At 68.1% G+C, this 10,999-nt stretch carries 11 protein-coding genes; 1 reads left to right on the forward strand and 10 read right to left on the reverse strand.

What is annotated here, in order from left to right:
- Positions 1–91 precede the first annotated feature (91 nt).
- Genes ftsY through ACOI2T_RS23565 form a run of 4 tightly spaced genes read right to left on the reverse strand, consistent with a single transcriptional unit; the run spans position 92 to position 5,831 of the window.
- Complete coding sequence (gene ftsY / locus ACOI2T_RS23550) at positions 92–1,462, reverse strand: signal recognition particle-docking protein FtsY (RefSeq protein ID WP_409506260.1); 1,371 nt, start codon at positions 1,460–1,462, stop codon at positions 92–94.
- A 54-nt stretch (positions 1,463–1,516) separates the two neighbouring features.
- The gene (smc, locus tag ACOI2T_RS23555) at positions 1,517–5,104 is read right to left on the reverse strand and encodes a chromosome segregation protein SMC (RefSeq protein WP_409506261.1); all 3,588 of its coding nucleotides are present in this window, start codon (positions 5,102–5,104) and stop codon (positions 1,517–1,519) included.
- A 26-nt stretch (positions 5,105–5,130) separates the two neighbouring features.
- On the reverse strand, positions 5,131–5,427 hold the full coding sequence (locus tag ACOI2T_RS23560; RefSeq protein ID WP_409506262.1) for an acylphosphatase: 297 nt from the start codon (positions 5,425–5,427) through the stop codon (positions 5,131–5,133).
- The gene (locus ACOI2T_RS23565; protein WP_067854169.1) at positions 5,424–5,831 is read right to left on the reverse strand and encodes an OsmC family protein; all 408 of its coding nucleotides are present in this window, start codon (positions 5,829–5,831) and stop codon (positions 5,424–5,426) included. Before ACOI2T_RS23565 ends, ACOI2T_RS23560 begins: the two co-directional genes overlap by 4 nt.
- Positions 5,832–5,971: 140 nt before the next feature.
- Between ACOI2T_RS23565 and ACOI2T_RS23570 the strand changes: the two genes are divergently transcribed.
- A complete protein-coding gene (locus ACOI2T_RS23570) occupies positions 5,972–6,727 on the forward strand; it encodes an Rv0361 family membrane protein (protein WP_409506263.1) in 756 nt (251 codons plus the stop codon).
- Positions 6,728–6,731: 4 nt separating this feature from the next.
- Here ACOI2T_RS23570 and mutM read toward each other — a convergent pair whose 3' ends face one another.
- From mutM to coaD, 6 genes are all read right to left on the reverse strand, one after another.
- Entirely contained in the window at positions 6,732–7,589 is an 858-nt protein-coding gene (gene mutM / locus ACOI2T_RS23575; protein ID WP_409506264.1) for a bifunctional DNA-formamidopyrimidine glycosylase/DNA-(apurinic or apyrimidinic site) lyase, read from the reverse strand.
- Entirely contained in the window at positions 7,582–8,274 is a 693-nt protein-coding gene (rnc, locus tag ACOI2T_RS23580; protein WP_067854160.1) for a ribonuclease III, read from the reverse strand. Before rnc ends, mutM begins: the two co-directional genes overlap by 8 nt.
- Positions 8,271–8,861: a YceD family protein gene (locus ACOI2T_RS23585; RefSeq protein WP_085145303.1), complete on the reverse strand. Its 591-nt coding sequence runs from the start codon at positions 8,859–8,861 to the stop codon at positions 8,271–8,273. Before ACOI2T_RS23585 ends, rnc begins: the two co-directional genes overlap by 4 nt.
- Positions 8,862–8,919: 58 nt before the next feature.
- Positions 8,920–9,657: a cell division protein SepIVA gene (gene sepIVA / locus ACOI2T_RS23590; RefSeq protein ID WP_067854155.1), complete on the reverse strand. Its 738-nt coding sequence runs from the start codon at positions 9,655–9,657 to the stop codon at positions 8,920–8,922.
- Between the two features lie 187 nt (positions 9,658–9,844).
- Entirely contained in the window at positions 9,845–10,411 is a 567-nt protein-coding gene (locus tag ACOI2T_RS23595) for a hemerythrin domain-containing protein (RefSeq protein WP_409506265.1), read from the reverse strand.
- A gap of 85 nt (positions 10,412–10,496) precedes the next feature.
- Positions 10,497–10,973, reverse strand: coding sequence for a pantetheine-phosphate adenylyltransferase (coaD, locus tag ACOI2T_RS23600; RefSeq protein ID WP_409506266.1), 477 nt, complete (start codon positions 10,971–10,973; stop codon positions 10,497–10,499).
- Positions 10,974–10,999: the final 26 nt, after the last annotated feature.

The following is a 10,999-nucleotide window of genomic DNA, read 5'->3' on the forward strand; positions in this document are numbered from 1 at the left end:
CAGTCCGGATCACTGTTACGCTCATGTTTCCCGGTCGCTCACCACGCCCGATGCACCGAAACCCGCAGGTGTAAACCGCAGTTTCGAGCAGCTATCCGAGGAGCGCGTCGACGAATGCCCCCGGCTCGAACGGCGCCAGATCGTCGGGTCCTTCGCCGAGGCCCACGAGCTTGACGGGCACACCGAGTTCCTGTTGCACGCGGAATACGATGCCGCCCTTGGCCGTGCCGTCGAGCTTGGTCAGCACCACGCCGGTGATGTCGACGACCTCGGCGAAAACCTTGGCCTGCGGCAGGCTGTTCTGACCGATCGTCGCGTCGAGCACCAGCAGCACCTCGTCGACGGCGGCACGCTTCTCGACCACCCGCTTGACCTTGCCGAGTTCGTCCATCAGGCCGGTCTTGGTGTGCAACCGGCCCGCTGTGTCGATGACGACGACATCGGCACCTTCGGAGATCCCTTCGTCGACGGCGTCGAACGCGACGGACGCGGGGTCGGCGCCCTCGGGACCGCGCACCACGTCCGCGCCGACCCTGGCCGCCCAGGTCTGGAGTTGGTCGGCCGCGGCTGCGCGGAAGGTGTCGGCGGCGCCGAGCACCACCCGCCTGCCATCGGCGACCAGGACGCGGGCGAGTTTCCCGACGGTCGTCGTCTTGCCGGTGCCGTTGACGCCGACCACCAGCAGCACCGACGGTTTGTCGGCGTGCGGCAGAGCCTTGATCGAGCGGTCCAGCTCGGGCCGCAGCTCCGACATGAGCACTTCGCGCAGCACCGCGCGGGCATCGGCCTCGTTGCGTACGCCCTTGCTGGCCATCTTGGCCCGCAGCGAAGCCACGACGGACTGCGTCACCACCGGTCCGAGATCGGCGATCAGCAGGGTGTCCTCGACCGCTTCCCACGAGTCCTCGTCGAGGTCGCCGCCGCCGAGCAGGCCGAGCATGCTGCGGCCGAGCGCGTTCTGGGATTTGGAGAGCCTGCCGCGCAGCCGGTCGAGCCGGCCCTCGGGCGGTGCGATGTCTTCGATTTCGGACGGCGCGGCCTCCTCGACCGGCGCCTCGGTCGGCGCCGGTTCGGCAGGTACTTGCGGCTCAGCAGGAGCCGTCGGCTCGGCGGGCGCCGGAGGGGCCTGCGGTTCGGCGGGCGGCGCTACCGGAGCGTCAGGCAGCTGGACGTCGGCGATGGGCCGCTTGGGCGCGTCACGAGGGATAGTCGCGTCGTCGCCGACGGCGGGTAGCCCGCTCGTGTCGATGCGTTCGACGGTCGGGGTCGTCGACTGACTGAAGGTGATTCCCGACGACGCCGTATAGCCGCCTGAGCGGTCGATGGAGGCCGGTTTGTCGGGTTCGGACAGGCTGACCCGCCGCCGCCGATAACGCACCAGGCCCACGACCAGGGCAACGATCAGCAGCACAGCGACGACCGCGATCGCGATCCACAGACCTATCAACGCACCATCAGTCACGCAGCCATTGTCTCAGGGCCGTTGATCGGCGACGGCACGCCCTCACGCGCGGCCTCAGCCCGGGTTGGAGACCAGTTCCTGGCCGCGCATGCGCTGTGAGATCACCGTCGTGATGCCGTCGCCGCGCATGGTCACGCCGTAGAGCGCGTCGGCGACCTCCATGGTCGGCTTCTGGTGGGTGATGACGATCAGCTGTGACCGCTCCCGCAACTGTTCGAACAGGCTGATGAGACGGCGCAGGTTGACGTCGTCGAGGGCGGCCTCGACCTCGTCCATGACGTAGAACGGCGACGGGCGGGCGCGGAAGATCGCGACGAGCATCGCCACCGCGGTCAGCGACTTCTCGCCACCGGACAGCAGCGAGAGCCGCTTGATCTTCTTGCCCGGCGGCCGGGCCTCGACCTCGATGCCGGTGGTGAGCATGTCGCTGGGATCGGTCAGCAGCAACCGGCCTTCGCCGCCGGGGAACAGCGTCGAGAAGACCTGCTCGAACTCGCGTTCCACATCGGCGTACGCCTCGGCGAACACCTGCAGGATGCGGGCGTCGACCTCGGCGATCACATCGAGCAGGTCGGTACGGGCGGCCTTGACGTCCTCGAGTTGGGTGGACAGGAAGTTGTACCGCTCTTCCAATGCGGCGAACTCTTCGAGCGCGAGCGGATTGACCCGGCCGAGCTCGGCGAGCTCCCGTTCGGCCCGCTTGGCGCGCCGCTCTTGCGTCGGCCGGTCGAACGGCATCGGCGCGGGTGCGGTGACCTGCTCGCCGCGCTCCCGTGCCTGTTCGTACTCGGCCATCTCGAGTTCGGTTGGCGGCAGCGGCACCTGCGGCCCGTACTCGGCGATCAGATCCGCGGCGGGCATCCCGAACTGCTCGAGCACCTGGGCTTCCAACTGCTCGATACGCAGTGACGCTTGGGCTTTGGCCATCTCGTCGCGGTGCAGCGCATCGGTCAGGGCATTGATGCGGGAGCCGAGTTCTGTCGTCTCCTCGCGGGCCTTGGCCAGGGCTGCGACCCGGACCTGGCGTTCGGTGGCGAGCTCGTCACGGGTACGAGCGGCCACCGCGACGACGGCGCTCAGCCGTTGCGCCACAACGCGTCCCGATTCTGCGACGGCAGCACCCACCCGTGCGGCGTGCTCGCGCGCCTCCCGCGCGCGCTGTGCCCGCAGGCGCGCCTCCCGTTCGGAGGCCGCCGCTCGTCGCAACGAATCCGCCCGTCCCCGAACGGCATTCGCCCGCTCCTCGGCGGTGCGTACGGCCAAGCGGGCCTCCACCTCGACCGAGCGGGCCGCCTCGGCCGCGGCCACCGACTCCTGCCGGTCGACCGGCTCGGCTTCGAAGAGCGGCGCCTGCTCGGCATTGCGCAGCCGGTTCTCGAGTTCGACGAGTTCCTCGACGGTCTTGGTGCGGCCGACCTCGAGCTCGTCGCGCTGCTTGATCAGGCGCTGCCATTCGTTCTCAGCGCCGCGGGCCTCGTGACCGAGACGGCCCAGTTGTTCGTAGATCGCCGAGATCGCGGCGTCGGATTCGTTGAGCGCGGCCAGCGCTTGCTCGGCGGCATCCTGTCGGGCCGATTGTTCGGCGAGCGCGCCCGCCAACGCCGCACCCAGCTCGTCGGTCTGTTTCTCGGCGGCCTCGAGTTCGGCGCGGGCCTTGTCGATCTCGGAGGCGATCTCCAGTGTGCTGGGCTTGCGGTCGGAACCACCGCTGACCCAGCCGGGGCCCACCAGATCGCCTTCGGTGGTCACCGCGCGAAGCTCGGGCCGTGTGGACACCAGGTGCAGCCCCGCGGGCATGTCACGCACCACCGCGACCCCGGCCAGCATCGCGGTGACCGCACCGCGCAACCGGTCCGGAACCGAGACGAGCTCGGTCGCCCAGATCGCGCCGTCCGGCAACGGAACCGCAGGCGACGATCCGTCGCTCCGCCAGTCACCAAGGACGATGGCCGCGCGGCCACCGTCGGACTCCTTGAGTGCGGCGACAGCCGAGGCCGCGGCCCCGAAGTTCTCCGCGGCCAGTGCGTCGGCGGCCGCACCGAGCACCGCGGCTACCGCCACTTCGTAACCGGGGCGCACCTTCAAGAAATCGCCGATGGTGCCGAAAAGCCCTGCGCCCGTGTGGTTTTTCTGCAGCCACGCGGCGCCGTCCCGGCGGTCCAGGCCTACCGACAGTGCCTCGATACGGGCCCGCAACGACGCGACCTGACGCTCGGCGGCACGCTCGGCCGCCTGGAGTTCGGCGACCCGTTCGTCGGCGAGCCGCAACGCGGCCACCGAGCGGTCATGGTGCTCGTCGAGACCCACCTCACCGGCATCGAGTTCACCGACCCGGCTTTCCACCGTCTCGAATTCCGCTTGTGCCTGTTGGGATTTCGCAGCGGCTTCCTCGATGCTGACCGACAGCCGCAGCACACCCTCGTCGATGGACTCCACGCGCGTGCGCATGGTGTCGACCTGGCCGGCAAGCCGGGCCAGGCCCTCGCGCCGGTCAGCCTCCGCGCGCGCGGCGGCAAGATGTGCCCGCTCGGCCTCTGCCGCGACCCGTTCCCGCTCGGCCAATTCGGCGCGTGCGGTCTCCAGCGCGATGCGTGATTCCTCCAGTTCACCGAGCAGTTCCATCTCGAGCTCGGCGACCTCGTCGGCCTCGGCCTCCAAGGCGTCGGGATCGCGCCCGCTCGACGCCTCGGGTTCGGAATCGAGCAGCTGCGCCCGGTCGGTGGCGATGCGCACCGTCGCGCTGACGCGTTCGGCGAGTGCCGACGCCCGGAACCAGGTCTGCTGTGCGGCCTCGGCACGTGCCGTCAGCTCGGCCACCGCACTCTCGTGGGCTTCGAGCTCGGCCGTCGCGGTCTGCAGGCGCGCGGCGACCTCTTCGTGCTCGCGCCGCAGCATCGTCTCGGCCTGATTGGTGTTGTGGAACTCGACCTGTCTTCGCACCAGATCGTCGGCGGCCAGGCGCAGACGCGCGTCGCGCAGATCGGCCTGGATGGTCTGGGCCCGGCGGGCCATCTCGGCTTGTCGGCCCAGCGGTTTGAGCTGGCGCCGCAGTTCGGTGGTCAGGTCGGTGAGGCGGGCGAGGTTGGCCGCCATCGAGTCGAGCTTGCGGACCGCCTTTTCCTTGCGTTTGCGGTGCTTGAGCACCCCGGCGGCCTCTTCGATGAACGCCCGCCGGTCCTCGGGGCGCGACTCCAGGATCTCGGCGAGCTTGCCCTGCCCGACGATGACGTGCATTTCCCGGCCGATGCCCGAGTCGCTCAGCAGCTCCTGCACGTCCATCAACCGGCAGCTGCTGCCGTTGATCTCGTATTCGCCTGCCCCGTCGCGGAACATCCGGCGGGTGATCGACACCTCGGAGTACTCGATGGGCAGGGCGTTGTCCGAGTTGTCGATGGTCAGCGTGACCTCGGCGCGGCCCAACGGCGCCCGGGACGAGGTCCCGGCGAAAATCACGTCCTCCATTTTTCCGCCGCGCAGCGTCTTGGCGCCCTGCTCGCCCATCACCCAGGTCAGGGCGTCGACGACGTTGGATTTACCCGACCCGTTGGGGCCGACGACGCAGGTGATGCCGGGCTCGAAACGCAGAGTCGTCGGCGAGGCGAAGGACTTGAAGCCCTTCAGCGTCAGACTCTTGAGGTGCACGGGGTCAAACCCTACCGCCGAGCCGGCTACCGTTCGCTAAACCCCGCCATCGGGGCGTCGGCTTCGGACCAATCGGCGACGACCTTGTCCACCGCACCTGGGGTTTCCCCGCTCTGCAGCAGGTCAAGCAGACGCTCGCACGCGTCGCGCGGACCCTGGGCCACCACATGCACCCGGCCGTCCGGCCGGTTCGAGGCAAACCCGGTGAGCCCGAGTTCCAGCGCCCGTGATCTCGTCCACCACCGGAACCCGACGCCCTGGACATGGCCGTGCACCCAGGCGCTCAGCCGCACCTCGGGGTTTGCGGGTTCCGGTCCGGTCATGTGGGCGTGACCTCGAACTTGACCTCGGTGCCCGACTTGAGCGTGCGTCCCACCGTGCACACCTGGTCGATGGCACGTTCGACGACCGTGAGCAGCCGGGCCACATCGGCCTCGGACAGGCCCGACAGATCGATCTCGAGCTTTTCCTCCAGCAGCGGATAACGCTCCTGTTCGCGGTCGGCCGGGCCGGACACGCGGATCGTCGCCGGATAGTCGTCGCCGAGGCGCCGGCGCAGCGGCTGGTCGCTGGACATCCCGCTGCAGGCGGCCAGCGCGATCTTCATGAGCTCGCCCGGCGTGAACACGCCGTCGACGTCCTCACTGCCGACGAGCACCTCAGCGCCCCGCGAGCTGTGCCCGGTATAGCGGCGCACGCCGGTGCGCTCAACCCAAAGTTCGGTCATGGGGTATTTCTACACTCCGCGGCGAACCGGTATTCCCCCAGCAAGGTCCCCACATCACGGCTCCGGCGCGCGGTTTCTCGGCCACCCCCGGCCCACGTGCTGGGGATAGACTGGCGTACCGCCATCCGTCAAGGAGCACAGTGACTTACCCCCCGAACAACCCGCCCGCCTCGCCGCCGCCCGGCCCCGATGGCCCGTGGCAGCCGCCGCAGCAACCGTCGCCGTACGGTGAGCAGCAATACGGTGCGCCTGAGTACGGGGCGCAGCCGCCATACGGTGCACCGCAGTACGGGGCGCCTGGCCAGCCTTACGGGCAGCAGCCGCAGTACGGCGCGCCGCAGCAGCCGTACGGGCAGCAGTACGGCGGGCCCCAGCAGCCATATGGCGCACCGCAACAACCTTATGGTTACGGCGCGCCGCAGCCGGGTTATCCGTATCCGCAGCCACAGCCGTCGGGCGGCAATCGCAAGGGCCTGATCATCGGCGGTGTGGTGGCGGCGGTCGTGGCGCTCGTGGTGATCGTCGGCGTCGTGATCGCGATGGTGATGCCGTCCAGCGACGAACGGGCCATCGGGCAGCTGCTGAAGGACGTCGGCTCGACCGAGGACTTCTCGGCCGCACTCGACCAGTACTTCTGCTCGGGCGATCAGGAGCTGTTCAACTTCTCCGTTCTCGAAGACCTCGGCATCGAACCGCCCGACATCAACAGCCTTCCGATGGAGAAGCCGGACGAGTCCGCGACCATCGGCGACATCAAGGTCGACGGCGATACCGCCACCGCCAAGGTCGAAAGCGACAGCGGCTCGGGCACAATGCATTTCCGCAAAGAGAGCGGCGATTGGAAGATCTGCATGACGGATTCGCCCAATCTGGCCGACATCGCGGGATTGCCCTGACCGACTACCGCGTCACCACCCGCGGGCGGGGCTGGCACTTCGGGCAGTAGAACGACGACCGGTTCATGAACTTCTCGCGACGCATCACCGCGCCGCACCGCCGGCACGGTTCGCCTTCGCGGCCGTAGGCGTCCAATGACCGCTCGAAGTAGCCGGATTCGCCGTTGACGTTGACATAGAGCGAATCGAACGACGTGCCGCCCTGACCGAGGGCTTCCCGCATCACCTCGGCCGACGCGTCGAGCAACTCGCCGAGGCGGCGGCGCGCCAGAGACGCGGCGATCTTGGCGCCGTTGATCTTCGACCGCCAGAGCGCCTCGTCGGCGTAGATGTTGCCGATGCCCGACACCACGGTCTGGTCGAGCAGTTGCCGCTTGATCTCAGAATGCTTGTGGCGCAACACCGTGACGACACGTTCCCGGTCGAACAGCGGATCGAGCGGATCCCGGGCCAGGTGCGCCACCGGTTGCGGTACGTCGGTGCCGTCGACGGTGACCATGTCGGCCAGTTGCCAGCCGCCGAACGTGCGCTGGTCGACGAAACTCAGTGCGGTGCCGTCGTCGAGTACCGCGGCGATACGAAGATGCCGGTCGTCGCGGATGGGGCCGAGCAGCATCTGGCCGCTCATCCCGAGATGCACCACAAGCGCTTCGGTCTCGTCGAGCGTCAACCAGAGGTACTTGCCACGGCGACCGGTTCCGGTGATGCGGGCATCCAACAGCCGGGCGGTCAGGTCGGCGGGTCCGGCCTCGTGGCGACGAACGGCGCGTGGATGATGCACTCGCACAGCGGTTATCGATCGGCCGGCGACGTGCTCCTGCAGCCCCCGCCGGACGACCTCTACCTCGGGCAGCTCAGGCATCGTCGAGCGCGTGCCAGGCGTTGGCGGCCGCCTTGAGTTCGGCTTCCTTCTTCGTCCGCCCGACGCCCCTGCCGTATTCGACCGAACCGACCACCACCGTCGCCGAGAACTCCTTGTCGTGGTCCGGGCCGGTCGACGTCACCACATAGGACGGCGCGCCGAGCCCGCGGGCCGCGGTCAGCTCCTGCAGGCTGCTCTTCCAGTCCAGCCCGGCCCCGAGCGTCGGCGCCGTGTCCAGCAGCTCACCGAAGAGCCGGAGGATGACCTCGCGGGCGACCTCCAGACCGTGCTCCAGATAGATTGCGCCGAGCAGAGATTCGACACCGTCGGCAAGGATGCTCGACTTGTCGGCGCCACCCGAGTTCTCCTCGCCTTTGCCCAGGAACAGGTGCGCACCGAGCCCACCGTCGCTGAGCCCGCGGCCGACATCGGCGAGCGCCTGGGTGTTGACGATGCTCGCGCGCAGCTTGGCCAGATCGCCTTCGGATCTGTCGGGGTGGCGGTGGTAGAGCTCCTCGGTGATGGTGAGACCGAGGACCGCGTCGCCGAGGAACTCCAGGCGCTCGTTGGTGGGCAGACCACCGTTCTCGTAGGAATAGCTGCGATGGGTCAGCGCGATGGTCAGCAGCTCTTCGGGCAGCGCGACCCCCAGCGCCGCGAGCAGCGCCGCGTGCGAATCCGTCACTCGCCGCTCCCGCTGGGATCCTCGTCGGCCGGCCGCATCGCCGCGAGCTTGGCCCAGCGCGGATCGATCCGTTCGTGGTGATGCCCGGGTTCGGCGTCGGCCAGCGCGATGCCGCACTCCGAGCACAGCCCGGCGCAATCCGGCCGGCACAGCGGCGCGAACGGCAACGCCAATCCCACCGCGTCGACGATCGCCTGCTCCAGGTCGACGGTGTCATCGACGACCCGCCCGACCTCGTCGGACTCGGTCGTCTCATCGGTCGCACTGTCGGGGTAGGCGAACAGCTCGGTGAGATCGATCTCGACGTCACCGGTGATCGGGGTCAGGCAGCGCGAACATTCGCCGACCGTCGGCGCCGACACCGTTCCGGTGACCAGCACGCCCTCCGACACCGACTCCAGCCGAAGGTCGAGATCGAGCGGGGCACCGGCCTCGATTCCGACCAGTTCCAGACCGATTCGCGCGGGGCTTGGCACCGTCTCGCGGTGAGTCAGCATCGATCCCGGCCGCCGGCCCAGTCGGGAAACACTGATCACCAGCGGCGATCGTGACTCGCGGTGCCTTCCCGCGCTCGCATGCGTCGCCATGCAGCAATCCTACGGCGACGCTTCAGCGAACGACGACGCGTTATGGCTGACGGCGCCGTCAGCGAGTCGCGTAGTCGTGCGTACCCGCGGCGGTGCGTAGCTGATGACGGCCTCGACCCACCGAGCGCAGCGTTCCGTTGAGGAACTCCTCGAACTCGGCGAGTTTGCTGTCGACGTAGATGTCGCATTCACCGCGCAGCCGGTCCGCTTCGGCGTGCGCGGCGTCGATGACGCGGGTGGCCTCGGCATTGGCGGTCGCGACGATCTCCGTTTGGGACACCAAGCGCTGCTGCTCCTTGATGCCCTCTTGGATGGCCTTCTCATAGGAGATGTTGCCGTTCTCGATGAGACGGTCGGCCTCGGCCTTGGCCCGGCCGGTGCTCGCCTCATATTCACGCTTTGCTGCCGCCGACATCCGGGCAGCTTCCTCACGCGCCTCGACCACCATGCGCTCGCTGTGCTGGCGCGCCTCGGCAACCATCCGGTCAGCCTGTGCTTTCGCATCGGCCAGCAACCGATCGGCTTCGGCCCTGGCGTGGTTGATCATGCCGTCGGCATCGGCGTTGACCTTGGACATCACCGACTCGGAATGCTCCTTGGCTTCCCGAAGCAGCGAATCGCGCGCGTCGAGGACATCCTGCGCGTCGTCGAGTTCGCCGGGGATGGCGTCCTTGATGTCGTCGATGAGCTCGAGCACGTCACCGCGCGGCACCACACAACCCGCGGTCATCGGCACACCGCGCGCTTCTTCGACGATCGCGCCGAGCTCGTCGAGCGCTTCAAAAACTCGGTACACGGCAAAACCCTCCAGGCGTCGTTGTTAGTGACTAGTGTGCCTGGTGTTACGCCTGTGACTGTGGAGCACTGGCGGTGTGTCGCTCGCACGGCCACACCCAGCACATTCGCCTCGACGCCATTATGGCAATGGGACACATGCGTCGGCGCCCCGCCGGGTGACCGACGGGGCGCCGAACAGCTATGAGTTACCGCAGCGCGGCACCGATCAGGTCGCGAGCGCGGTCGAGCATCGACGCGAACGGACCGATGGCGAAGTTCGCGGCAGCCGACTCGACACCGGCGTGCGGCCGCGTCGGTGCGATGGCCTCGGCCGCTTGCACAGCCTTGGCCATGCGCTCCAAATCGTCGGCGTCGAGCTTGCGCTGGAGCTTGTTGAACTCTTCCTGCTCCTCGTGGTCTGCGTGATCGATCACCGCCTCACGGAATTTCGTGAGCTCGGTGATGAACTCCTCGGAGCCGATGTCCATGCTCTCCAGCTTGGACAACTGCTCCTTGGCGGCGTGCTCCTCGTGGAGCCGGGCCTCGACGATCTCTTCGCCGTCGGCAACCTCACGCCGGACCCGCGGGTGCACCACCATTTCCTCGGCGGTCTCGTGCACCGCCAGCAGCTGACGCAGTTCGATGAAGGCCTTTTCGCGCGCCTCGTCGGTCGAGGCGGAGAACACCTCTTCGAACAGATCCTTGATCAGGTTGTGTTGGTCGCGGAGAAACTTGACGACGTCGTCGGTGGATTGGACGAATGTGTTGGGCACGGTGGCCACCTCCGGAAATCGGGCTTGGACGAGTGGGCGCCATGGGCTGTGCGCCGCTCGCTGATTACCCGCTTACCGGTGTGCGCTAACCGTTCAGTTTTGCCTGGAGCCGGACGTTGACCGGCTCGGGTAGCAGTGCCGAGACGTCGCCGCCGAGCGAGGCGACCTCCTTGGCGAGCGACGACGACACGAACGAATACTGCGGTGTGGTGGCGACGAAGAACGTGTCCACGCCTGCCACGTGCTTGTTCATCTGAGCCATCTGCAGCTCGTATTCGAAGTCGGTACCCGTGCGCAGGCCCTTGACGATCGCGGTGAGTCCGCGCGACTTCACGAAGTCGACCACCAGACCCTGACCGGACTCCACCCGGAGGTTCGGCAGATGGGCCGTCGACTCGACGATCATCGCCATCCGCTCGTCGAGGTCGAACATGCCTTTCTTGTTGGGGTTCACCAGAACCGCCACCACGACCTCGTCGAATTGCGCGGCCGCGCGTTCGAAAATGTCGATATGCCCGAGGGTCACCGGGTCGAAGGATCCTGGGCACACCGCGCCGCTCATGGGTGACGACGGTACAGGGTCGCCAC

The sequence above is a fragment of the Mycolicibacterium wolinskyi str. Jessa 2025 genome, from assembly GCF_049241375.1.
Lineage (GTDB): Bacteria > Actinomycetota > Actinomycetes > Mycobacteriales > Mycobacteriaceae > Mycobacterium > Mycobacterium wolinskyi.

What these genes read in the sequence shown, in the direction of transcription:
- coaD (WP_409506266.1), bottom strand. Translation starts at nt 10,973, where the DNA reads ATGAGCGGCGCGGTGTGCCCAGGATCCTTCGACCCGGTGACCCTCGGG.
- ACOI2T_RS23585 (WP_085145303.1), bottom strand. Translation starts at nt 8,861, where the DNA reads ATGGCGACGCATGCGAGCGCGGGAAGGCACCGCGAGTCACGATCGCCG.
- mutM (WP_409506264.1), bottom strand. Translation starts at nt 7,589, where the DNA reads ATGCCTGAGCTGCCCGAGGTAGAGGTCGTCCGGCGGGGGCTGCAGGAG.
- ACOI2T_RS23565 (WP_067854169.1), bottom strand. Translation starts at nt 5,831, where the DNA reads ATGACCGAACTTTGGGTTGAGCGCACCGGCGTGCGCCGCTATACCGGG.
- ACOI2T_RS23560 (WP_409506262.1), bottom strand. Translation starts at nt 5,427, where the DNA reads ATGACCGGACCGGAACCCGCAAACCCCGAGGTGCGGCTGAGCGCCTGG.